Genomic DNA, 19,289 nt, shown 5'->3' on the forward strand with positions numbered 1-19,289 from the left:
CTCGCGACGGCTCCAGGATTGAAACGGCTCAAACCTCGCCGTCCCGTCGTTCACGTCGCAACCGTGCCCACCACTCCAGCCGCTTCTTGATCTCCCGCTCGAAGCCCCGATCCACCGGCTCGTAGAATTGCTGTGCTCCCAGCTTCTCCGGCCAGTAATCCTGGCCCGAAAACGCATCCGGTTCGTCGTGGTCGTAGCGGTAGGTCGCGCCGTAGCCGATCTGCTTCATCAGCTTGGTCGGCGCGTTGAGAATGGTTTTGGGCGGCATGAGGGAGCCGTGCTCCTTCGCTACCTGGGTTGCTGCCTTGTAGGCTGTGTAAACGGCGTTCGATTTCGGCGCGGTGGCGAGATAGACCGCGGCCTGCGCCAAGGCGAGTTCGCCCTCGGGGGAGCCAAGGAAGTCGAACGCGTCCTTGGCCGCATTGGCGATGACGACGGCCTGCGGGTCGGCCAACCCGATATCCTCAACCGCCATGCGGACCAGACGGCGCGCGATGAACAGCCGGTCCTCGCCGGCATCGAGCATGCGAGCGAGGTAGTAGAGCGCCGCATTCGGATCGGACCCACGAATTGTTTTGTGCAGGGCGGAGATGAGGTTGTAGTGGCCCTCCTGCCCCTTGTCGTAGATCGGCGCGCGGCGCTGGATGATCTCCTGCAACTGCTCCGCGTCAAACATTTCGCCGGGTTTTGCCGAACGCCAGACCTCTTCCGCGAGGGTCAGCACCGCCCGTCCATCCCCATCGGCCATGCGCACGAGAGAGGCCCGTGCCTCCTCATCGAGCGGCAAGGATTTTCCGGTGACCTCCTCGGCCCGGAGCAGGATTTTCCCGATCGCCTCCTCGTCGAGCGCCTTGAAGATTAGCACCCGCGCCCGGGAGAGGAGCGCCGCGTTCAGCTCGAAGGACGGGTTTTCCGTCGTAGCACCCACCAGGGTGATCGTGCCGTCCTCCATGACAGGCAGGAAGGCGTCGAGCTGTGCCCGGTTGAAGCGATGGATCTCGTCGACGAAGAGGAGCGTCCCCGTTCCCATGGAGCGGCGATGGCGGGCCGCTTCAAAGACCTTCTTGAGATCGGCCACACCGGAGAAGATTGCCGAGATCTGCTCGAAATGCAGATCCGTCTCATGCGCGAGAAGTCGCGCCACCGTCGTCTTGCCGGTGCCCGGTGGTCCCCAGAACACCAGCGAGCCGAGGGACTTCGAGGCGATGAGTCGCGTCAGAATACCATCGTGCCCAACCAGATGATCCTGCCCCACGACCTCTGACAGCTTGGTCGGCCGCATCCGGTCGGCGAGAGGCCGAGGCGCGTTCTGGTCGAGGCCGGCGGATGCGAAGAGGTCACTCATGGATGATGCGGGCCCAGGCGCGCATAAAGGTCGGGATCGGCGCGGACCATGAAGCTCTCCGGGTTTGCCGGGGCTTCAAAGCCGTATTGCTCATAGAGCCCATGCGCGTCGCGCGTCACCAGCATCCAGCGCCGGAGGAGCTGCAGCTCGGGATGATTCATGATCGCTTGCATCAGAGCCTTTCCGGCACCCTGCCCGCGTGTCGTGGGGCACACGAACACATCGCACAGATAGGCGAACGTCGCCTTGTCGCTGACGACACGGGCGAAGGCCCGCAAAGCCCCTTCGCGATCCCGCAACGCAAAGCAAAGCGAGTTGGCAAGCGAGCGATCGAAGAACGAGCGCGGCTGCCCCTTCGCCCAGTAGCTCTCTGCGATCCAGCGATAGGCCGTGTCGATTTCAGCAGGCGTAAGTTCGTTCGAAACCGTCCAGCCCATTACCGTCCGAGCACGGTCGTGAAGACCCGCCCTCCCCGGTTGACCGTGACTTCCCAGTAGCCGTTGGCCCGCCCGATCACGCGATCGGCATCCTTCGTGGACGCGAGGCGCTCGCCATTGATGGCGACGATCTGATCGCCCTTCTTGAAGCCGACGCTCGCGGCGGCGCTGCCTTCATCCAGATCGGAGACGATCACGCCGTCATCCCCGATGTCGATTTGTAGTTCCTCGGCCACGGCGGGCGACATGTTGACCAGCGTCGCACCGGAAAGCGGCGAGCGGGTGCGGATACGAACCGGTTCGCGAGGCGGGCTCTCCGGCGGCGGCTGCAGCTTGACCTGGATGTGGGTCTGCTTGCCACCGCGCAAGATCGTCAGCGGCGTCTCGCCCCGGGTGCCTTTGAGGGTGAAGCGATAGCCGAAGGCGTCCGGGTTATCGATCGGCTGGCCATCAACAGCCAGGATCGCGTCGCCGCGCTTGAGACCGGCTTCCACCGCCGGCCCCTTGTCATAGACGGAAGTCACGAGAACGCCCGTCGGACGCTCCAGGCCGAGGCTCGCCGCAATCTCGCCGTCGACCGGCTGCAGCCGCGCCCCGAGCCAGGGCCGGACCACATTGCGCGACCCCACCTTCGCCGAGTCGAGAACGACACGCGCCATGCTCGACGGAACAGCAAATCCGATGCCGATATTGCCGCCGGAGCGCGAATAGATCGCGGTGTTGATGCCGACGAGCCGGCCGCTCATGTCGATGAGCGCCCCGCCTGAATTGCCCGGATTGATGGCCGCATCCGTCTGAATGAAGAACTGATAATCCGACACACCGACCTGCGTCCGCGCCAAAGCGGAGACAATGCCTTGCGTCACCGTCTGCCCAACGCCGAAGGGGTTGCCGATGGCGAGCACGAGGTCACCGACCTGCAAGCCCTCGGAATCACCCAATTCGATGACCTGAAGGTTCGCCGGGTTCTTGAGCTTGAGCACCGCGAGGTCCGTGCGCGGGTCCCGCAAGACGATATCCGCCTCGAACTCGCGCCGGTCGGCGAGGGCCACCTTCACCTCGTTCATGTTCTCGATGACGTGGTTGTTGGTGATCACGAGACCGGAGGCATCCACGATCACGCCGGACCCAAGCGAACTCTGGGAGCGCCCCGGCGGCATGTTGGGGCTGCTGTCGCCGAAGAAGCGCCGGAAAAACTCCTCCATGCCCGCATTCTGCCGCCGCTCGGAACGGCTGGCATAGACATTCACCACCGCGCCGGAGGTCTGGCGCACGACAGGGGCAAAGGAGAGCTGGACCTGAGCCTTGCTGTCGGGGACGGCCCGCTGCTGCGCTTGCACCCCGGATAATCCGAGAAACAACGAGGCAGCGAGGACCGAGAGGCGAAGCGAAACTGAACGCATGGCGAATCCATTGAGCAACGACAAGCTTCGATAAAACGTGGTGCCTGAAACGCCAAATTTCAGGACAGTCAGCTACCTAACCTACAAACAAAAAGGGCGGCCCGAAGACCGCCCTTGATGAAATTCTATGCTCCGAGCGCTTACTCAGCAGCTTCTGCCATCGCCTGCGACGGGCCCGAATCCTTGCCGCGCGCCTCAACGTCGCGGTCGACGAACTCGATCACCGCCATCGGGGCGTTGTCGCCGTAGCGGAAGCCGGCCTTCAGAACGCGGGTGTAACCACCCTGGCGGTCCTGGTAACGCGGGCCTAGCACTGCGAAGAGCTTCTTGACCATGCCCTCGTCGCGGAGCTGCGACATGGCCTGACGGCGGGCATGCAGGTCGCCGCGCTTGCCGAGAGTGATCAGCTTTTCGACGACAGGACGCAGGTCCTTCGCCTTGGGGAGGGTCGTGACGATCTGCTCGTGCTTGATGAGCGCAGCCGCCATGTTGGCGAACATTGCTTTGCGGTGTTCTGACGAGCGGTTGAAACGACGACCGCGGAATCCGTGACGCATGGCTATCTCCTAAATCTTCCGGTCGCCGGGCCAAGGAACGACCGTCTCTCTTTTGAATCCGCCTTCAGGCGGGTCGACAAACAGGGCCGCCGCGAGGAACGCGGTCGGCCCTGAATTTAAGCTTAGTAGTGCTCTTCGAAGCGCTTCGCGAGATCTTCGATGTTCTCCGGCGGCCAGCCCGGCACGTCCATGCCGAGGTGGAGGCCCATGGAAGCGAGAACTTCCTTGATCTCGTTGAGCGACTTGCGGCCGAAGTTCGGGGTGCGGAGCATTTCCGCCTCGGACTTCTGGATGAGGTCGCCGATATAGACGATGTTGTCGTTCTTCAGGCAGTTCGCCGAACGGACCGAAAGCTCGAGTTCGTCGACCTTCTTGAGGAGCGCCGGGTTGAAAGGCAGCTGCGGCGCGGCGGCGGCAGCCTCTTCCTTGCGGGGCTCTTCGAAGTTGACGAAGACCTGGAGCTGGTCCTGGAGGATGCGCGCGGCGTAAGCCACTGCGTCTTCCGGGGTCACGGCGCCGTTGGTCTCGACCGTCATGATCAGCTTGTCGTAGTCGAGAATCTGACCCTCGCGGGTGTTCTCGATGCGGTACGACACCTTCTTGACCGGGCTGTAGAGCGAGTCGACCGGGATGAGGCCGATCGGGGCGTCCTCAGCACGGTTGCGCTCGGCGGGGACATAGCCCTTGCCGGTGTCGACCGTGAACTCCATGCGGATTTCCGCGCCCTCGTCGAGGGTGCAGAGCACGAGTTCCGGGTTCAGGATCTGCACATCGCCGACCGTGTTGATGTCGCCCGCCGTCACGGCGCCGGGGCCGGTCTTACGAAGCGTCATGCGCTTCGGACCTTCACCCTGCATCTTGATGGCGACCGTCTTCACATTGAGGACGATGTCGGTCACGTCCTCGCGGACGCCCGGGATAGACGAAAACTCATGCAGCACGCCGTCGATATGAACCGACGTGACCGCTGCGCCCTGGAGGGACGACAGGAGGACGCGGCGCAGCGAGTTGCCGAGAGTCGTACCGAAGCCACGCTCGAGCGGCTCCGCGACAACCGTCGCGATACGCTTCGGGTCGTCGCCGGGAGCAACTTCCAGCTTGTTCGGCTTAATCAGCTCTTGCCAGTTCTTTTGGATCACAACCACACCTCTTGAGGTACGGAATGAGGGCAGGCCTGAACCCACCCTCTAAACCGGAACGCGCGTGGGCGAACCCACGCGCTGGATGATCTTAGACGCGGCGACGCTTGCGCGGGCGGCAGCCATTGTGCGGGATCGGCGTCACGTCACGGATCGAAGTGACGGTGAAACCGGCCGACTGGAGCGCGCGCAGCGCGGACTCGCGGCCGGAGCCGGGACCCGACACCTCGACTTCGAGGGTGCGCATGCCGTGCTCGGAGGCCTTGCGGGCGGCGTCTTCAGCCGCGACCTGCGCGGCGTAAGGGGTCGACTTACGCGAACCCTTGAAGCCCATGGCACCGGCGGAAGACCAGGAGATCGTGTTGCCCTGGGCGTCCGTGATGGTGATCATGGTATTGTTGAACGAGGCGTTCACGTGCGCCACGCCGGAGACGATGTTCTTGCGTTCGCGGCGGCGGACGCGGGTCGCTTCTTTAGCCATTCTAAAGGTCCTTCAAACGCGCCCGTCATGCCAGGCGCTCGGGAAAGAGGGCCACCCTCAAAGGATGGCCGCAGGAAAATTACTTCTTCTTGCCGGCGATCGGCTTCGACTTGCCCTTGCGGGTACGGGCATTCGTGTGCGTGCGCTGACCGCGGACCGGCAGGCTGCGGCGGTGGCGGAGGCCACGATACGCGCCGAGGTCCATGAGACGCTTGATGTTCATGGAGACTTCGCGGCGCAGGTCGCCTTCCACGATGTAATCGCGGTCGATCGTCTCACGGATCTGAAGCACTTCGGCGTCAGTCAGCTGGTTCACGCGGCGCTCGGCCGGAATGTTGACCTTCTCGACGATCTCTTGAGCCTTCTTGGGGCCAATGCCGTGAATATACTGAAGCGCGATCACAACGCGCTTGTTGGTCGGGATATTGACGCCTGCTATACGGGCCATCGTCATCTCCATGTGGTCGAAGCTTGCGCTTCAGGTGGCGTTATCGCGCGTCCGGTGGAGGCCGGCCCATGCGCGGGCTAATTCAAACACGACAATCCGGAGCGGCCCCTCTCGAAGCCCTCCGGGTCACGTTTTCCTTTACGGGAGCGGGTTGCCTACCGGATCAATGCCCCCGCGTCAAGATCCTTTGCCGACGACTGCGACACTCCGCTCTTGCAAGGCGGCGCCCCAATGAGAAAATGCCAGCCGAACATATGTTTTCGTTATGTTCTTGACAATGATCCTAAAGGGATACATTATATCGCCATTGTTTGATACTTTGAGCGACAAGAATGCCCCACGATAGCCAGCTACGAAAGCGCTTCCTGAATCTCCGATCCGATATCAACTCACTTCGCCGGCAGGTCGCCGAGATCCGGTCACGGCGTTTCCTTGAGCGCCGATATGACGCTACTCAGCCACGCGTGCCAGCCGGCTCTCCGGGCGGAGGTCGCTGGAGCGGCGGTGGTAGCGGTAGCGTCCGCCCGCGACAGGAAAGGGAAGTCTCACCCCAAGCCGAGCGCCTCAAGATCAACGACGGTGCGGGCCGGATCACCTTGGCCGCGAGACGGAAGATCGACGAATGCGCGTTGCAATATGAGCGAGATCTGTTTCAGTGCAGGCTTGTTGCAATGAGGAGTTGCTATGCCCAGGCTAAAGTTCGCCAGGTTGCGTGCGAAAACGGTCATCCGATTCCACCCTTAAATTACTAGGTTATCCTATGCTCATCGCGACACGAGAACTTGAATACGAGACAGAGGACGGCGTTGTCATGCCTGTTCCTGTATCCCTCTATTCTCCCGAGAAGAACGAAAAAGATTGGGGGTGCCAATACGCTATTGGTTGGCCGAATGGCATCGAGTCACGCGTCGCCTACGGGGTAGACGCGATCCAGGCATTAGTCCTGACGCTACAAAGCATCGGGATGAGCCTTTACTTTAGCGATTATCACAAGTCTGGGCGGCTCAAGTGGGGTGATCCCAATGATGGCTATGGCTTCCCCGTGCCGAAGAACGCGCGGGACATGCTCATCGGCTATGACAAGCGTTTCGACGGCTGAGCAACTTCCGTGCGGCTATCATGCCGATTGCGACCCGCGAACTCACCTATGTCCGCGAGACCGCCATCACACCGCTTCAAATCCGCCTCTTCGGTGCCGAAGGAAGCGAAAATTATTCGTGGTGCCGGCACGAGATCGACTGGCCCGATGGCGTGGAAGCAAAGGCTGGATACGGACATCTCCAGGTCCAGGCGCTCGTTATGACACTCCAGATAATCGGTGCTCTTATCTACCTCAGCGATTACCACAACACAGGCCGGCTCCATGGGAGAAACCCGGATCCGGCTACGGCTTTCCTGTGCCTAAGAACGCGCGGGATCTGCTCATCGGAGATGATAAAAGATTTGAGGGCGAAGGATAACGCAGGGGCTCGCCGCCCCTGCCCTTCAGCGTCCCAAGATGCCCCGAACGGCCTCGGTGACCTCGTCGATCGGGCGCATGCCGTCGACGGTCTTCAGAGCGCCCTTCCCCGCATAATAGGCAGAGAGCGGAGCTGTCTGGTTCCGGTAGGCCTCGAGGCGGGTCTTGAAGACGTCCGGGTTGTCGTCCTTGCGGACCGGCTCGCCGCGTGCCTCGGTTTCCTTGGCGCGTTTGACGATACGCTCGACGAGCTCAGCCTCGTTGACCTTGAACTCGACCACGGCGTCAAGCTTCATGCCCTTCTGCGCCAGCATGGCGTCAAAGGCTTCAGCCTGCGCGACGGTGCGCGGAAACCCGTCGAGGATGAACCCCTTCTTGGCATCCGACTCCTCGATGCGGTCGGCGATGATGCCCACCACGACGTCGTCGGAGACAAGATCGCCCCGATCCATGATCGCCTTGGCCTTGACGCCGACCGGCGTTCCGGCGGCCACGGCAGCGCGGAGCATGTCGCCTGTCGAAAGCTGCGGAACTCCCAGGCGTTCGACCATGCGCACAGCCTGGGTGCCCTTTCCGGCGCCCGGAGGCCCCAGCAGGATGATTCTCATCGACGTCCCCCCTGAACTTCGTCGAGAATCCTCGCCTGACGGCGAGGAGTCGCTTCTTACTTAGCGGCGCCGCGCGCCTTTGAGCTTCGCCTTCTTCACGAGCCCCTCATACTGGTGAGCCAGCAGATGGCCGTGAACCTGCGCTACAGTGTCCATCGTGACCGATACCACGATGAGCAGCGACGTTCCGCCGAAATAGAACGGCAACGCCGCATAGGAAACCAAAAGCTCGGGAATCAAGCAGATGATCACCAGATAAGCTGCACCGAGAACGGTGATGCGTGTCAACACCTGGTCGATGAAGTCGGCTGTCCGCTCGCCGGGGCGAATGCCCGGGATGAAGCCGCCCTGCTTCTTCAGGTTATCGGCCGTCTCCTGCGGATTGAACACGATCGCCGTGTAGAAAAACGCGAAGAACACGATCAGCGCTGCATACATGAGCATGTAGAGCGGCCGGCCGTGGCCGAGATAGGTCGTCAACATGCCGACGAAGCCGGTGCCGTCTTGGGCCGTCTGGAAGCTGGCGATGGTGGCTGGCAACAGCAGGAGCGACGAGGCGAAGATCGGCGGAATCACGCCCGAGGTGTTCAACTTGAGCGGCAGGAACGACGTCTGGCCCTCGTACATCCGGTTGCCGACCTGGCGCTTCGGATAATTGATGAGCAGACGGCGCTGGGCACGCTCCATGAACACGACGAAATAGATGATCGCCACGGCCATCACGAGAACGCCGATGATGAGCCCCGTAGAAAGCGCGCCCTGGCGGCCGAGCTCCAGCGTGCCGCCGATGGCCCGCGGCAGGTTGGCGACGATGCCCGCGAAAATGATCAGCGACGTGCCGTTGCCAATGCCCCGCGAGGTGATCTGCTCACCGAGCCACATCAGGAACATGGTGCCGCCGGTGAGCGTGATCACCGTCGAGATGAGGAAGAACAGACCCGGCGCCTGCACGATGGTGCCGGAACTCTGCAGACCGACCGCAATGCCCCAGGACTGGAACAGAGCCAGCAGGACCGTGAGATAGCGGGTGTATTGGTTGAGAATCTTGCGACCCGCCTCGCCTTCCTTCTTCAAGGCTTCAAGCGACGGCAGCACTGACGTGAGCAGCTGCACGATGATCGAGGCCGAGATGTAGGGCATGATGTTCAGGGCGAAGATCGCCATGCGCTCGACAGCGCCGCCCGAGAACATGTTGAACAGGCCGAGCACGCCGCCGCTGGCGCTCTGGAAGCTCTGCCGAAGAGCTTCGGGATTGATGCCAGGCAACGGAATATAGGTACCGAGACGGTAGATGATCAACGCGCCGAGCGTGAACCAAATGCGCTTTTTCAGCTCTTCGGCCTTGGCAAGCGCGCCGAAGTTGAGATTTGCCGCAAGTTGTTCGGCTGCTGAAGCCATTGTTCCGTCCCCGAAATACTGGAGTCTGATCATGCCTCCACGGAAGCATGATCAGACTCCAACCTCTTGATGCCGCATGACCTCTCGCAAAACCGGACCGCACTTTTCCGATGATGCGTTAGAAACGCGACGCTTATCACGAGAACGGCGGCCGCGCGATCAGACGCGGGCCGCCGCTTGGATCTCAGTCAATGTGGGGTGAGGCTCACGCCTCTGCAACGGCGCCCAGAAGGGTCACCAAGCCACCCGCCTTTTCGATCGCCTCGACGGCCGACTTCGACGCACCAGCAACCTGGAAGGACAGCTTCGCCTTCAGCTCGCCAACGCCGAGAATCTTCACGCCGTCGCGCGGCTTGGAGATCACGCCGGCGGCGACCAGGGTCTCGTTGGTCACGGTCGCGCTCTTATCGAGCTTGCCCGCGTCAACGGCCTGCTGGATGCGGCCGATATTGACCTCGTTCAGCACGATCGCGTTCGGCTTATTGAAGCCGCGCTTCGGCAGACGACGATGCAGAGGCATCTGACCGCCTTCGAAGCCCTTGATGGCGACGCCCGAGCGGGACGTCTGACCCTTGACACCACGGCCACCGGTCTTGCCCTTGCCGGAGCCGATACCACGGCCGACACGCATCCGGTTCTTGGTGGCGCCTTCGTTGTCACGAATTTCGTTAAGTTTCATGACGCTCTCCTCACTGCCCGTCGACAACGCGCACGAGGTGCTTGACCTTCTCGATCATGCCACGCACCGAAGGGGTGTCGGCAAGCGTCGAGGTCCGATGAAGCTTGTTGAGCTTGAGGCCGACCAGCGTCTGGCGCTGCTTGGCTTCGCGACGGATCGGGGATCCGATCTGCTCAACGGTGATGGTCTTGGCTGCTTCTGCAGCAGGCTTCTTCGCCATGGTCAAAGCCTCCCTTACGCGTCAGCGCCGACAGCTTCGCCGTCACCGGCGTCGCGACGGCGAGCCTGCAGCGCCGAGACCTTCAGGCCACGACGAGCGGCGACCGAACGCGGGCTATCCTCGTTCTTGAGCGCGTCGAAAGTCGCGCGGACGAGGTTGTACGGGTTCGACGAGCCGAGCGACTTGGCGACCACGTCCTGCATGCCCAGCGTCTCGAAGACGGCGCGCATCGGGCCGCCTGCGATGATGCCGGTACCCTGCGGAGCGGCGCGGAGCACGACCTTGCCGGCGCCGTGGCGGCCGTTGACGTCGTGGTGAAGCGTGCGACCCTCGCGGAGAGCCACGCGGATCATGGAGCGCTTGGCAGCGTCCGTGGCCTTGCGGATGGCTTCCGGCACTTCGCGAGCCTTGCCGTGGCCGAAGCCGACACGGCCCTTCTGGTCACCGACGACCACCAGGGCGGCGAAGCCGAAACGACGGCCGCCCTTCACGACTTTCGCGACGCGGTTGATGTGGACCAACCGATCGACGAATTCGCTGTCGCGCTCTTCGCGATCAGCACGTTCTCTAGGTTCTCTCGCCATGAGACCTCTCACTTGCGCGGGCGGCGGGCCCGCTCGCTAAGGGTGTTTTTAAACTACCCGCCGTTATTCTGCCGTATGATCTTGTCGGGCAACCGGTTTCCACTTGCCCGGATCATACTTTTTAGAAATCGAGACCGCCTTCGCGGGCTGCGTCGGCCAGAGCCTTGACGCGGCCGTGGAAGAGGTAGCCCGAGCGATCGAAGATGACCTGCGTCACGCCGGCCTTCGCCGCGCGCTCCGCCACGAGCTTGCCGATTTCCTTCGCCGCCTCGACGGTGGCTCCGGTCTTCAGCTTGGCCCGAAGGTCCTTCTCGATCGTCGATGCCGACGCGACGGTCACGCCGCGCACGTCATCGATGACCTGGGCATAGATCTGCTTGGACGAACGGAAGACCGACAAACGCGGCCGACCATTCGCTGCCTTCTGGATCGCACGGCGCACACGAGCCTTGCGGCGATCTTCGGCGCCTTTCTTCTCAGCCATGATACGTCGTCCTTACTTCTTCTTGCCTTCCTTGCGGAAGATGAACTCGTCGGAGTACTTGACGCCCTTGCCCTTGTAGGGCTCCGGACCGCGATATTCACGGATCTCGGCGGCCGTCTGACCGACTTTCTGCTTGTCGATACCGTTCACCACGACTTCCGTCGGCTTCGGGGTCGTGATCGACACACCCGCCGGGATTTCATAGTCGATATCGTGGCTGTAGCCGAGCGTGAGCTTCAGCATCTTGCCGGCAACGGCAGCCTTGTAACCGACGCCGTTGATCTCAAGACGCTTCTCGAAGCCCTTGGAGACGCCTTCGACCAGGTTTGCAACCTGAGCGCGGGACATGCCCCACTTCGAACGGGCGGCCTTGGACGTGTCGCGCGGATTGACCGACACGGCGCCGTTCTCAAGAACAACCTTCACTTCTTCAGGCACGAGGAACGAAAGCTCGCCCTTCGCACCCTTAACCTTCACCAATTGACCGTCGACAGTGGCCGTCACACCTGACGGAACCGTAACGGGCTTTTTGCCTACTCGCGACATTTCTGGAATCTCCGTGGTTCTGTGCTGATGCTTAAGGCCTTAGAAGACCTTGCAGAGCACTTCGCCGCCCACGTTCTTCTCCCGGGCCTCGTGATCGGCCATCACGCCTTGCGGCGTCGAAAGAATGGTGATGCCAAGGCCATCGGCGACGCGCGGCATGGTGTCGACGGATGAGTACACCCGGCGGCCCGGCTTGGAGACGCGCTCGATCGAGCGGATCACCGGCTGGCCGTCATAGTACTTCAGCTCGATCGAAAACTCGGTGCGGCCATTGCCGAACTCGGTCTGCGAGTAGTCGCGAATGTAGCCCTCGGTCTTCAGAACTTCGAGGACGCGAGCGCGAAGCTTCGAGCCAGGGGTAACGACCGAACCGCGACGGCGCATCTGCGCGTTGCGGATACGGGTGAGCATATCGCCCAACGGATCGTTGATCATCAGATGCCCTCCCTTACCAGCTGGACTTCACAAGGCCCGGGATCATGCCCTGGGAGCCAAGTTCGCGCAGAGCGATGCGCGACATGCCGAGCTTACGGTAGTAAGCACGCGGACGGCCCGACACCTCGCAACGGTTGCGGATGCGCGACGGGCTCGAGTTGCGCGGCAACTCAGCCAGCTTGAGGCGCGCGTCGAAGCGCTCCTCCATGGACTTCGACTCGTCGTTGGCGACCGCCAGGAGGCGCTCGCGACGGCCCGCGAATTTCTTCACGAGCTTGCGACGAAGCTTGTTCTTCTCAATAGAGCTTTTCTTAGCCATTCGATCTATCTCCAGTGTCCGCGTTTGAGGACAGTTGTCCTCACTGCCGGAACGGGAAGTTGAAGTGACGCAGCAGCGCCCGGGCTTCGTCGTCGGTCTTCGCCGTGGTGGCGATGACGACGTCCATACCCCAAACCTGCTCGACCTTGTCGTAGTTGATCTCAGGGAACACGAGGTGCTCCTTGATACCGAGCGCGTAATTGCCGCGGCCGTCGAACGACTTGGGGTTCAGGCCCCGGAAGTCGCGGACGCGGGGAAGCGCGATCGTCACGAGACGGTCCATGAACTCGTACATACGAGCCTTGCGGAGCGTGACCTTGCAGCCGATCGGCATGTGCTCGCGCACTTTGAACTGCGAGATCGCCTTGCGGGCCTTCGTGATCACCGGCTTCTGACCGGCGATGAGCGCGAGATCGGCAGCCGCAACGGACGCCTTCTTCGAGTCGCCGGTCGATTCGCCAACGCCCATGTTGAGGACGATCTTGGTGATCGTCGGCACTTCCATGGGGTTCTTGTAACCGAACTCCTCGATCAGCTTCGGACGCACCACTTCTTCGTAGTGCTTGCGGAGCCGCGGAGTGTAAGCATCAACCTGAGTCTTAGCCATCGATCAGGTCTCCCGAACGCTTGGCGAAACGAACCTTGCGGCCGTCGTCCATAACCTTGAAACCAACCCGGGTCGGCTTGCCGTCCTTGGGGTCCGAATAAGCCAGGTTCGACAGATGGATCGGCGCCTCTTTCGAGATGATGCCGCCCTCTTGAGCTGCCGTCTGGCGCTGATGACGCTTCACCAGGTTCACGCCACGGACAACCGCGCGCTCTTCCTTCGGCATCACCTGCACGACTTCACCGGTCTTGCCCTTGTCGCGACCGGTCAAAACGACGACCTTGTCGCCCTTCTTGATCTTCGCGGCCATTAGAGCACCTCCGGTGCCAGCGAAATGATTTTCATGTGATTCTTGGCACGCAGTTCACGCGGAACGGGGCCGAAGATACGGGTGCCCACGGGCTCTTTCTGATTGTTGATCAGAACCGCGGCATTCCGGTCGAACCGGATGACCGATCCGTCCGCGCGACGGATGTCCTTGGCCGTGCGAACGACGATCGCCTTCATGACGTCGCCCTTCTTCACGCGGCCGCGCGGAATAGCCTCTTTCACGGATACGACGATGATATCGCCGACGGAAGCGTACTTACGCTTCGAACCGCCGAGAACCTTGATGCACATCACGCGACGAGCGCCGGAATTATCGGCGACGTCAAGATTCGTCTGCATCTGGATCATGGCTTTGATCCTTTCCTTTGTTTCAGACAGGTTTCCGGCCCAGGCACGATTGCCTCCCCGGACTACGCCTGACGGGGATCTGACGTCCCCTGCCCTTCATGTCGAGAAAGGCGGCCGTATACACGAGCCGCCTCCTTAAGACAACCCCTACCGGAAGCCCTTAGGCCTTCGATTGGTTGACGAGCACCCAGGTCTTGAGTTTGGAGAGCGGCTTGGTCTCTTCGATGAAGACCGTATCGCCCACCTTGGCTACATTGTTTTCGTCGTGAGCATGGTAGTTCTTCGTCTTACGCACGGTCTTCTTCATGACCGGGTGCGTGAAACGGCGTTCCACTTTCACAACGACCGTCTTGTCCTGCTTGTCGCTGACAACGACGCCCTGCAAAACGCGCTTCGGCATCTTGATCCCCTTTAAGCCTTCGCCGTCGCCGACTTCTGGCGTTGCAGCGTCTTGACGCGGGCGATGTCCTTGCGGACCTCACGAACGCGTCCGGTGTTTTCGAGCTGCCCCGTCGCGCGCTGGAAGCGAAGGTTGAACTGCTCTTTCTTGAGACCGAGCAGTTCGTCCGTCAGCTGATCCGTCGACATCGCCTTGAGGTCGGAGGTTCTCTGCTTAGACTTCATGATTCCCTCCTCACTCCGCAATGCGCTGGATGAAGCGCGTCTTGATCGGAAGCTTCGCTGCGCCGAGACGGAGCGCCTCACGGGCGATATCCTCTGGCACACCGTCGATCTCGAACATGATGCGGCCCGGCTTGACTCGAGCGGCCCAGAATTCAGGCGCGCCCTTACCTTTACCCATACGCACTTCGGTCGGCTTCGACGACACTGGCACGTCCGGGAAAATCCGGATCCACACACGGCCCGCGCGCTTCATGGCGCGGGTGATCGCGCGGCGAGCCGCCTCGATCTGACGAGCGTTGACACGCTCGGGTTCCATCGCCTTCAGGCCGAACTGGCCGAAGTTGAGGTCCGTGCCGCCCTTCGCGGTACCGGAAATCCGGCCCTTGAACTGCTTACGGAACTTGGTTTTCTTCGGTTGCAACATGGCAAACCTCTCCTGACCTCTCGGTTACGCCGCTTGCTCGCGGCGGCCACCCGAGCGGCCCCCCTCGTCGTTCATCCGCTTGTCCTGAGCCATCGGGTCGTGCTCAAGGATTTCGCCCTTGAAGATCCAGACCTTGATACCGCAGGTGCCATAGGTCGTGAAGGCCGTCGCCGTGCCGTAATCGACATCCGCACGCAGCGTGTGCAGCGGAACGCGACCTTCGCGATACCATTCCTGGCGGGCGATTTCAGCGCCACCCAGACGACCCGAGCAGTTGATTCGGATGCCCTCGGCGCCGAGACGCATCGCCGACTGAACGGCGCGCTTCATGGCGCGGCGGAATGCCACACGGCGCTCCAGCTGCTGAGCAATCGAATCGGCCACGAGGGTCGCATCGACTTCGGGCTTACGAACTTCGACGATGTTGATCGCCACATCCGCGTCCGTCATCTTGTTGACGAGCTTGCGCAGCTTCTCGATATCGGCGCCCTTCTTGCCGATCACCACGCCCGGACGACCCGAGTGAATGGTGACGCGGCACTTCTTGTGCGGACGCTCAATCACGATCTTCGAAACGGCGGCCTGCTTCAGCTGCTTCATGAGGGCAGCGCGGATCGCCATGTCCTCATGCATCAGCTTGGAGTACTCGCCTTTGCCGGCGAACCAGCGCGAGTCCCAGGTCCGGTTGATGCCGAGCCGAAGACCGATCGGGTTTACTTTCTGACCCATCTGGTTCTCCTTTACGCCTGTTCGGCGACTTCCCGAACCACGATCGTGAGGTTCGAGAACGGCTTCATGATACGAGCGCCCCGGCCACGAGCCCGGGCGTGGAAGCGCTTCATGACGAGCGCCTTGCCGACGAAAGCCTGGCTGACGACGAGATCATCCACATCGAGGTTGTGGTTGTTCTCGGCGTTAGCAATGGCGCTCTCGAGGCACTTCTTGACGTCACGCGCAATTCGCTTGCGCGAGAACTCGAGATCAGCGAGCGCCGTGGAAACTTTCTTGCCGCGGATAAGGGCCGCAACAAGATTAAGCTTCTGAGGGCTGACGCGCAGCATGCGAGCGACGGCTTGTGCCTCGCTGTCGCTCAATGCGCGAGGAGTCGCGGCCTTACCCATCTTACTTCCTCTTCGCCTTCTTGTCCGCTGCGTGACCGTGGAAGGTCCGGGTCGGCGAGAACTCGCCGAACTTGTGACCCACCATTTCCTCGCTCACGTAAACGGGAATGTGCTTCTGACCGTTGTAGACCCCGAAAGTGAGGCCCACGAATTGCGGGAGGATCGTGGAGCGGCGGCTCCAGATCTTGATGACCTCGTTGCGGCCCGCACCACGGGCAGCCTCGGCCTTCTTGAGGAGGTAACCGTCGACGAACGGACCCTTCCAAAGCGAACGTGCCATGACGTGCCTCTGTCCTTACTTCTTCCGCGCGTGGCGGCTCGACACGATAAACTTGTCGGTCCGCTTGTTCGAACGGGTTTTCTTGCCCTTGGTCGGAATACCCCACGGAGTCACCGGATGGCGACCGCCCGAGGTACGGCCCTCACCACCACCGTGCGGGTGGTCGATCGGGTTCATGGTCACGCCGCGGTTATGCGGACGCTTGCCAAGCCACCGGTTACGACCAGCCTTACCGATCGAGGTGTTCATGTGATCGGGATTCGACACAGCACCGACGCTGGCGAAGCACAGGCCGTGGACCATGCGCTGCTCGCCGGAGTTCAGGCGAACGGTGACGTAGCCTTGGTCACGACCCACGATCTGGGCGTAGGTACCGGCGGAGCGGGCGATAGCACCGCCGCGGCCGATCTTCAGCTCCACATTGTGGATGATCGTTCCCACCGGCATGTTGCCGATCGGCATTGCGTTGCCGGGCTTGATGTCGACCTGCTCGCCCGCCGTGACCTGATCGCCGACAGCGAGACGCTGCGGAGCCAGGATGTAGGCGAGCTCGCCATCAGCGTAGCGGATCAGGGCGATGAAGGCGGTGCGGTTCGGATCGTACTCGATCCGGTCCACAATCGCGGTGTCGCCAAGACGCGAGCGGCGCTTGAAGTCGACGAGACGCAGGGTGCGCTTGTGACCACCGCCGCGGAAGCGGACGGTGACACGGCCCATGTTGTTACGGCCGCCGGAGGAGCTCTTGCCCTCCGTCAGCGCCTTGACCGGCTTGCCCTTGTAGAGCTCGCTGCGGTCGACGATCACCAGCTGGCGCAGGCCGGGGGTGATTGGTTTGAAAGTCTTCAAAGCCATCGGATCACTCTCTCAACCGATCAGAGGCCCGTCGTGACATCGATGGTCTGGCCCTCTTCGAGGGTCACAACCGCCTTCTTCACGTCCGACCGCTGGCCGCGGGTGCCGCGGAACATCTTCACTTTGCCTTTGGTGACGAGCGTGTTGACGCTCTTCACCTTGACATCGAACAGCTTCTCAACCGCTTCCTTGATCTGCGGCTTCGTCGCATTCGGCGACACCTTGAAAACAACCTTGTTCTGATCGGACAGGGTCGTAGCCTTCTCGGTGATCACCGGGCTTACGATTACATCGTAATGGCGCGGGTCCAGGCTCATTTGAAGCGCGCCTCCAGCGCATCGACAGCCGCCTTCGTGAGAACGAGCTTCTCGCGACGGAGAATGTCATAGACGTTGATGCCCTGCACCGGCAGGACGTCGATGTTCGGGATGTTGCGAGCAGCCCGCTGGAAGTTCACCTCGATCTCGGCGCCGCCGATGATCAGGGCGTTGGCAAGACCAAGCTTGCCGAAGCGCTCGATAAGAGCCTTCGTCTTCGGCTCGGAGAGCTGCACATCGTCAACGACGATGAGCGAAGCGTCCTTTACCTTCGACGACAGCGCATGCCGCAGAGCAAGAGCGCGAACCTTCTTCGGCAGGTCGTGAGCATGGCTCCGAACCACCGGACCGAAGGCACGACCGCCGCCCCGGAACTGGGGAGCGCTCGCGGCACCGTGGCGGGCGCTACCAGTGCCCTTCTGCTTGTAGAGCTTCTTCGTCGTCCGGTCGATGTCCGAACGATTCTTCACAGCGTGCGTACCGGCCTGGCGCTTGGCAAGCTGCCAGCGGACGCAACGGGCGAGCAGGTCGGCGCGCGGATCGAGACCGAAAATCGTCTCGTTCAGATCGACCGAACCGGCATTCTTGCCCTCAAGCGTGGTGATATCAAGCTTCATCACGCATTCTCCTCTTGGGCTGCCGGAGCGGCCGGCGCAGCATCGTTAGCACCCGTGCGGAACGAGCCGGGCATCGGCACTTCCTTCGGCAGCTTCCGCTTCACCGCGTCGCGAACGAAGATCCAGCCGCCGGCAACGCCGGGGACGGCGCCTTCGACGAGGATCAGACCGCGCTCGACGTCGGTCGACACGACGCGCAGGTTCTGGGTCGTGACGCGCTCGACACCGAGGTGACCCGGCATCTTCTTGTTCTTGAAGGTCTTGCCCGGGTCCTGACGGCCACCGGTCGAACCGATCGAACGGTGCGAGACCGACACGCCGTGAGTGGCGCGCAGACCGCCGAAGTTCCAGCGCTTCATACCACCGGCGAAGCCCTTACCAGTCGTGATGCCCGTGACGTCCACGAACTGACCGGCAATGAAGTGATCAGCGGTGATCTCGGCGCCGACCGGGATGACAGCATCCTCGGAGACGCGGAATTCCGCGAGCTTGCGCTTCGGCTCGACCTGGGCGACGGCAAACCGTCCGCGTTCGGCCTTCGAAACGTTCTTGACCTTGGCCTTACCGACGCCGACCTGCAGCGCGGTGTAGCCATTCTTATCCATGGTCCGATGGGCGACCACTTGGCACTGGTCGACCTTAAGAACCGTGACCGGGACATGCTCACCGGCATCCGTGAAGATGCGGGTCATCCCGAGTTTTTGTGCAATGACGCCTGAGCGCATGTGCGTATCCTCTCGACGTGTCTACCGATGGCCCCAAACCCAAACCGGGCTCAGAGCTTGATTTCCACGTCCACGCCCGCAGCGAGGTCGAGCTTCATCAGCGCGTCCACGGTCTGGGGAGTGGGGTCCACGATATCGAGAACGCGCTTGTGAGTGCGCATCTCGAACTGCTCACGCGACTTCTTGTCGATGTGAGGCGAGCGAAGAACCGTATAGCGCTCGATGCGCGTCGGCAGCGGGATGGGCCCGCGCACCTGGGCGCCGGTCCGCTTCGCGGTCGACACGATTTCGCGTGTCGATGCGTCGAGGATCCGGTGGTCGAACGCCTTAAGGCGAATGCGAATATTCTGACCGTTCATGGGTTGCCCCGTTCAACGAAGAAGGACGTGACCGGCCTAACCGGCCATGTCCTTCGACGATCCTATGATTAATCCAAGACCTGGGCGACGACGCCGGCGCCGACGGTGCGGCCACCTTCACGGATAGCGAAGCGGAGCTTCTC

At 61.9% G+C, this 19,289-nt stretch carries 33 protein-coding genes and 1 pseudogene; 2 read left to right on the plus strand and 32 right to left on the minus strand.

The window, feature by feature from the left end; translation table 11 throughout:
* Nucleotides 1–28 precede the first annotated feature (28 nt).
* From I2H38_RS12605 to I2H38_RS12640, 8 genes are all read right to left on the minus strand, one after another.
* Nucleotides 29–1,345 (minus strand): replication-associated recombination protein A, encoded by a 1,317-nt coding sequence (locus I2H38_RS12605; protein ID WP_196272197.1) that lies wholly within the window; start codon nt 1,343–1,345, stop codon nt 29–31.
* Nucleotides 1,342–1,782 carry a GNAT family N-acetyltransferase gene (locus I2H38_RS12610; protein ID WP_196272198.1) on the minus strand — a complete coding sequence of 147 codons (441 nt, stop codon included), beginning with the start codon at nt 1,780–1,782 and terminating at the stop codon, nt 1,342–1,344. The genes I2H38_RS12605 and I2H38_RS12610 overlap by 4 nt, the downstream gene beginning before the upstream one ends.
* Nucleotides 1,782–3,185 (minus strand): Do family serine endopeptidase, encoded by a 1,404-nt coding sequence (locus tag I2H38_RS12615; RefSeq protein WP_196272199.1) that lies wholly within the window; start codon nt 3,183–3,185, stop codon nt 1,782–1,784. The genes I2H38_RS12610 and I2H38_RS12615 overlap by 1 nt, the downstream gene beginning before the upstream one ends.
* Nucleotides 3,186–3,325: 140 nt before the next feature.
* The gene (rplQ, locus tag I2H38_RS12620) at nt 3,326–3,742 is read right to left on the minus strand and encodes a 50S ribosomal protein L17 (RefSeq protein ID WP_196272200.1); all 417 of its coding nucleotides are present in this window, start codon (nt 3,740–3,742) and stop codon (nt 3,326–3,328) included.
* A 122-nt stretch (nt 3,743–3,864) separates the two neighbouring features.
* Nucleotides 3,865–4,887, minus strand: coding sequence for a DNA-directed RNA polymerase subunit alpha (locus I2H38_RS12625; RefSeq protein ID WP_196272201.1), 1,023 nt, complete (start codon nt 4,885–4,887; stop codon nt 3,865–3,867).
* Between the two features lie 85 nt (nt 4,888–4,972).
* Nucleotides 4,973–5,362 (minus strand): 30S ribosomal protein S11, encoded by a 390-nt coding sequence (gene rpsK, locus I2H38_RS12630; protein WP_047186967.1) that lies wholly within the window; start codon nt 5,360–5,362, stop codon nt 4,973–4,975.
* A gap of 79 nt (nt 5,363–5,441) precedes the next feature.
* Nucleotides 5,442–5,810, minus strand: a complete 369-nt coding sequence (rpsM, locus tag I2H38_RS12635) for a 30S ribosomal protein S13 (RefSeq protein WP_114769229.1) — start codon at nt 5,808–5,810, stop codon at nt 5,442–5,444.
* A gap of 545 nt (nt 5,811–6,355) precedes the next feature.
* Nucleotides 6,356–6,538: a hypothetical protein gene (locus I2H38_RS12640; protein WP_196272202.1), complete on the minus strand. Its 183-nt coding sequence runs from the start codon at nt 6,536–6,538 to the stop codon at nt 6,356–6,358.
* A 32-nt stretch (nt 6,539–6,570) separates the two neighbouring features.
* On the opposite strand from I2H38_RS12640, the gene I2H38_RS12645 reads away from it, so the two are divergent.
* Together I2H38_RS12645 and I2H38_RS21505 are read left to right on the plus strand one after the other, a co-directional pair.
* Nucleotides 6,571–6,909: a DUF6968 family protein gene (locus I2H38_RS12645; RefSeq protein WP_196272203.1), complete on the plus strand. Its 339-nt coding sequence runs from the start codon at nt 6,571–6,573 to the stop codon at nt 6,907–6,909.
* A 20-nt stretch (nt 6,910–6,929) separates the two neighbouring features.
* Nucleotides 6,930–7,121: pseudogene (locus I2H38_RS21505) on the plus strand (DUF6968 family protein); the annotation flags it as partial.
* A gap of 174 nt (nt 7,122–7,295) precedes the next feature.
* Here I2H38_RS21505 and I2H38_RS12650 read toward each other — a convergent pair.
* The 24 genes from I2H38_RS12650 to I2H38_RS21510 all read right to left on the minus strand — a co-directional run.
* Nucleotides 7,296–7,877 carry an adenylate kinase gene (locus tag I2H38_RS12650; RefSeq protein WP_196272204.1) on the minus strand — a complete coding sequence of 194 codons (582 nt, stop codon included), beginning with the start codon at nt 7,875–7,877 and terminating at the stop codon, nt 7,296–7,298.
* A 60-nt stretch (nt 7,878–7,937) separates the two neighbouring features.
* The gene (secY, locus tag I2H38_RS12655) at nt 7,938–9,275 is read right to left on the minus strand and encodes a preprotein translocase subunit SecY (protein ID WP_196272205.1); all 1,338 of its coding nucleotides are present in this window, start codon (nt 9,273–9,275) and stop codon (nt 7,938–7,940) included.
* A 205-nt stretch (nt 9,276–9,480) separates the two neighbouring features.
* Nucleotides 9,481–9,954, minus strand: coding sequence for a 50S ribosomal protein L15 (gene rplO, locus I2H38_RS12660; protein WP_196272206.1), 474 nt, complete (start codon nt 9,952–9,954; stop codon nt 9,481–9,483).
* A 10-nt stretch (nt 9,955–9,964) separates the two neighbouring features.
* Nucleotides 9,965–10,174 carry a 50S ribosomal protein L30 gene (gene rpmD, locus I2H38_RS12665; RefSeq protein ID WP_196272207.1) on the minus strand — a complete coding sequence of 70 codons (210 nt, stop codon included), beginning with the start codon at nt 10,172–10,174 and terminating at the stop codon, nt 9,965–9,967.
* 14 nt (nt 10,175–10,188) lie between these two features.
* Complete coding sequence (gene rpsE, locus I2H38_RS12670; RefSeq protein WP_196272208.1) at nt 10,189–10,758, minus strand: 30S ribosomal protein S5; 570 nt, start codon at nt 10,756–10,758, stop codon at nt 10,189–10,191.
* A gap of 121 nt (nt 10,759–10,879) precedes the next feature.
* Nucleotides 10,880–11,242, minus strand: a complete 363-nt coding sequence (rplR, locus tag I2H38_RS12675) for a 50S ribosomal protein L18 (RefSeq protein ID WP_196272209.1) — start codon at nt 11,240–11,242, stop codon at nt 10,880–10,882.
* Nucleotides 11,243–11,254: 12 nt separating this feature from the next.
* Nucleotides 11,255–11,788 (minus strand): 50S ribosomal protein L6, encoded by a 534-nt coding sequence (gene rplF, locus I2H38_RS12680; RefSeq protein ID WP_196272210.1) that lies wholly within the window; start codon nt 11,786–11,788, stop codon nt 11,255–11,257.
* Nucleotides 11,789–11,827: 39 nt separating this feature from the next.
* Nucleotides 11,828–12,223: a 30S ribosomal protein S8 gene (gene rpsH / locus I2H38_RS12685; RefSeq protein ID WP_196272211.1), complete on the minus strand. Its 396-nt coding sequence runs from the start codon at nt 12,221–12,223 to the stop codon at nt 11,828–11,830.
* 13 nt (nt 12,224–12,236) lie between these two features.
* Nucleotides 12,237–12,542, minus strand: a complete 306-nt coding sequence (gene rpsN / locus I2H38_RS12690; protein ID WP_196272212.1) for a 30S ribosomal protein S14 — start codon at nt 12,540–12,542, stop codon at nt 12,237–12,239.
* A gap of 40 nt (nt 12,543–12,582) precedes the next feature.
* The gene (gene rplE, locus I2H38_RS12695; RefSeq protein ID WP_196272213.1) at nt 12,583–13,149 is read right to left on the minus strand and encodes a 50S ribosomal protein L5; all 567 of its coding nucleotides are present in this window, start codon (nt 13,147–13,149) and stop codon (nt 12,583–12,585) included.
* Nucleotides 13,142–13,459, minus strand: a complete 318-nt coding sequence (gene rplX, locus I2H38_RS12700; protein ID WP_196272214.1) for a 50S ribosomal protein L24 — start codon at nt 13,457–13,459, stop codon at nt 13,142–13,144. The genes rplE and rplX overlap by 8 nt, the downstream gene beginning before the upstream one ends.
* Nucleotides 13,459–13,827, minus strand: coding sequence for a 50S ribosomal protein L14 (rplN, locus tag I2H38_RS12705; protein WP_196272215.1), 369 nt, complete (start codon nt 13,825–13,827; stop codon nt 13,459–13,461). The genes rplX and rplN overlap by 1 nt, the downstream gene beginning before the upstream one ends.
* A gap of 160 nt (nt 13,828–13,987) precedes the next feature.
* The gene (gene rpsQ, locus I2H38_RS12710) at nt 13,988–14,227 is read right to left on the minus strand and encodes a 30S ribosomal protein S17 (RefSeq protein ID WP_196272216.1); all 240 of its coding nucleotides are present in this window, start codon (nt 14,225–14,227) and stop codon (nt 13,988–13,990) included.
* A gap of 11 nt (nt 14,228–14,238) precedes the next feature.
* Nucleotides 14,239–14,451 (minus strand): 50S ribosomal protein L29, encoded by a 213-nt coding sequence (gene rpmC, locus I2H38_RS12715; protein WP_196272217.1) that lies wholly within the window; start codon nt 14,449–14,451, stop codon nt 14,239–14,241.
* Nucleotides 14,452–14,461: 10 nt separating this feature from the next.
* The gene (gene rplP, locus I2H38_RS12720; RefSeq protein ID WP_112663949.1) at nt 14,462–14,875 is read right to left on the minus strand and encodes a 50S ribosomal protein L16; all 414 of its coding nucleotides are present in this window, start codon (nt 14,873–14,875) and stop codon (nt 14,462–14,464) included.
* A gap of 24 nt (nt 14,876–14,899) precedes the next feature.
* Entirely contained in the window at nt 14,900–15,604 is a 705-nt protein-coding gene (gene rpsC, locus I2H38_RS12725) for a 30S ribosomal protein S3 (protein ID WP_196272218.1), read from the minus strand.
* Nucleotides 15,605–15,615: 11 nt separating this feature from the next.
* Nucleotides 15,616–15,996 (minus strand): 50S ribosomal protein L22, encoded by a 381-nt coding sequence (rplV, locus tag I2H38_RS12730; protein WP_196272219.1) that lies wholly within the window; start codon nt 15,994–15,996, stop codon nt 15,616–15,618.
* Between the two features lies 1 nt (nt 15,997).
* Nucleotides 15,998–16,276: a 30S ribosomal protein S19 gene (rpsS, locus tag I2H38_RS12735; RefSeq protein WP_196272220.1), complete on the minus strand. Its 279-nt coding sequence runs from the start codon at nt 16,274–16,276 to the stop codon at nt 15,998–16,000.
* Nucleotides 16,277–16,291: 15 nt separating this feature from the next.
* Nucleotides 16,292–17,128, minus strand: a complete 837-nt coding sequence (rplB, locus tag I2H38_RS12740; protein ID WP_196272221.1) for a 50S ribosomal protein L2 — start codon at nt 17,126–17,128, stop codon at nt 16,292–16,294.
* Between the two features lie 20 nt (nt 17,129–17,148).
* Nucleotides 17,149–17,445 carry a 50S ribosomal protein L23 gene (locus tag I2H38_RS12745; RefSeq protein ID WP_196272222.1) on the minus strand — a complete coding sequence of 99 codons (297 nt, stop codon included), beginning with the start codon at nt 17,443–17,445 and terminating at the stop codon, nt 17,149–17,151.
* Entirely contained in the window at nt 17,442–18,062 is a 621-nt protein-coding gene (gene rplD, locus I2H38_RS12750) for a 50S ribosomal protein L4 (protein ID WP_196272223.1), read from the minus strand. Before rplD ends, I2H38_RS12745 begins: the two co-directional genes overlap by 4 nt.
* Nucleotides 18,062–18,787 carry a 50S ribosomal protein L3 gene (gene rplC / locus I2H38_RS12755; RefSeq protein WP_196272224.1) on the minus strand — a complete coding sequence of 242 codons (726 nt, stop codon included), beginning with the start codon at nt 18,785–18,787 and terminating at the stop codon, nt 18,062–18,064. Before rplC ends, rplD begins: the two co-directional genes overlap by 1 nt.
* Before the next feature lie 50 nt (nt 18,788–18,837).
* Nucleotides 18,838–19,146, minus strand: coding sequence for a 30S ribosomal protein S10 (gene rpsJ / locus I2H38_RS12760; RefSeq protein WP_196272225.1), 309 nt, complete (start codon nt 19,144–19,146; stop codon nt 18,838–18,840).
* A gap of 68 nt (nt 19,147–19,214) precedes the next feature.
* Nucleotides 19,215–19,289 (minus strand): EF-Tu C-terminal domain-related protein (locus I2H38_RS21510; RefSeq protein ID WP_196272249.1); only part of this gene is annotated, 75 nt, incomplete at its 5' end.

Source organism: Microvirga alba, assembly GCF_015694465.1.
Lineage (GTDB): Bacteria > Pseudomonadota > Alphaproteobacteria > Rhizobiales > Beijerinckiaceae > Microvirga > Microvirga alba.

Bases quoted from the DNA above. Each gene is read 5' to 3' on its own strand.
- I2H38_RS12645 (WP_196272203.1), top strand. From the start codon at position 6,571: ATGCTCATCGCGACACGAGAACTTGAATACGAGACAGAGGACGGCGTT.
- rplE (WP_196272213.1), bottom strand. From the start codon at position 13,149: ATGGCTAAGACTCAGGTTGATGCTTACACTCCGCGGCTCCGCAAGCAC.
- rplC (WP_196272224.1), bottom strand. From the start codon at position 18,787: ATGCGCTCAGGCGTCATTGCACAAAAACTCGGGATGACCCGCATCTTC.
- rpsH (WP_196272211.1), bottom strand. From the start codon at position 12,223: ATGATCAACGATCCGTTGGGCGATATGCTCACCCGTATCCGCAACGCG.
- rpmC (WP_196272217.1), bottom strand. From the start codon at position 14,451: ATGAAGTCTAAGCAGAGAACCTCCGACCTCAAGGCGATGTCGACGGAT.
- rplB (WP_196272221.1), bottom strand. From the start codon at position 17,128: ATGGCTTTGAAGACTTTCAAACCAATCACCCCCGGCCTGCGCCAGCTG.
- I2H38_RS12610 (WP_196272198.1), bottom strand. From the start codon at position 1,782: ATGGGCTGGACGGTTTCGAACGAACTTACGCCTGCTGAAATCGACACG.
- secY (WP_196272205.1), bottom strand. From the start codon at position 9,275: ATGGCTTCAGCAGCCGAACAACTTGCGGCAAATCTCAACTTCGGCGCG.
- I2H38_RS12745 (WP_196272222.1), bottom strand. From the start codon at position 17,445: ATGAGCCTGGACCCGCGCCATTACGATGTAATCGTAAGCCCGGTGATC.
- rplF (WP_196272210.1), bottom strand. From the start codon at position 11,788: ATGTCGCGAGTAGGCAAAAAGCCCGTTACGGTTCCGTCAGGTGTGACG.
- rpsC (WP_196272218.1), bottom strand. From the start codon at position 15,604: ATGGGTCAGAAAGTAAACCCGATCGGTCTTCGGCTCGGCATCAACCGG.
- I2H38_RS12605 (WP_196272197.1), bottom strand. From the start codon at position 1,345: ATGAGTGACCTCTTCGCATCCGCCGGCCTCGACCAGAACGCGCCTCGG.
- rplV (WP_196272219.1), bottom strand. From the start codon at position 15,996: ATGGGTAAGGCCGCGACTCCTCGCGCATTGAGCGACAGCGAGGCACAA.
- rpsJ (WP_196272225.1), bottom strand. From the start codon at position 19,146: ATGAACGGTCAGAATATTCGCATTCGCCTTAAGGCGTTCGACCACCGG.
- rpsN (WP_196272212.1), bottom strand. From the start codon at position 12,542: ATGGCTAAGAAAAGCTCTATTGAGAAGAACAAGCTTCGTCGCAAGCTC.
- rplP (WP_112663949.1), bottom strand. From the start codon at position 14,875: ATGTTGCAACCGAAGAAAACCAAGTTCCGTAAGCAGTTCAAGGGCCGG.
- rpsS (WP_196272220.1), bottom strand. From the start codon at position 16,276: ATGGCACGTTCGCTTTGGAAGGGTCCGTTCGTCGACGGTTACCTCCTC.
- rplQ (WP_196272200.1), bottom strand. From the start codon at position 3,742: ATGCGTCACGGATTCCGCGGTCGTCGTTTCAACCGCTCGTCAGAACAC.
- I2H38_RS12615 (WP_196272199.1), bottom strand. From the start codon at position 3,185: ATGCGTTCAGTTTCGCTTCGCCTCTCGGTCCTCGCTGCCTCGTTGTTT.
- I2H38_RS12650 (WP_196272204.1), bottom strand. From the start codon at position 7,877: ATGAGAATCATCCTGCTGGGGCCTCCGGGCGCCGGAAAGGGCACCCAG.
- I2H38_RS12640 (WP_196272202.1), bottom strand. From the start codon at position 6,538: ATGACCGTTTTCGCACGCAACCTGGCGAACTTTAGCCTGGGCATAGCA.
- rpsK (WP_047186967.1), bottom strand. From the start codon at position 5,362: ATGGCTAAAGAAGCGACCCGCGTCCGCCGCCGCGAACGCAAGAACATC.
- rplD (WP_196272223.1), bottom strand. From the start codon at position 18,062: ATGAAGCTTGATATCACCACGCTTGAGGGCAAGAATGCCGGTTCGGTC.
- rpsM (WP_114769229.1), bottom strand. From the start codon at position 5,810: ATGGCCCGTATAGCAGGCGTCAATATCCCGACCAACAAGCGCGTTGTG.
- rpsE (WP_196272208.1), bottom strand. From the start codon at position 10,758: ATGGCGAGAGAACCTAGAGAACGTGCTGATCGCGAAGAGCGCGACAGC.
- rplN (WP_196272215.1), bottom strand. From the start codon at position 13,827: ATGATCCAGATGCAGACGAATCTTGACGTCGCCGATAATTCCGGCGCT.
- rplR (WP_196272209.1), bottom strand. From the start codon at position 11,242: ATGGCTGAGAAGAAAGGCGCCGAAGATCGCCGCAAGGCTCGTGTGCGC.
- rpmD (WP_196272207.1), bottom strand. From the start codon at position 10,174: ATGGCGAAGAAGCCTGCTGCAGAAGCAGCCAAGACCATCACCGTTGAG.
- rplO (WP_196272206.1), bottom strand. From the start codon at position 9,954: ATGAAACTTAACGAAATTCGTGACAACGAAGGCGCCACCAAGAACCGG.
- rplX (WP_196272214.1), bottom strand. From the start codon at position 13,459: ATGGCCGCGAAGATCAAGAAGGGCGACAAGGTCGTCGTTTTGACCGGT.
- rpsQ (WP_196272216.1), bottom strand. From the start codon at position 14,227: ATGCCGAAGCGCGTTTTGCAGGGCGTCGTTGTCAGCGACAAGCAGGAC.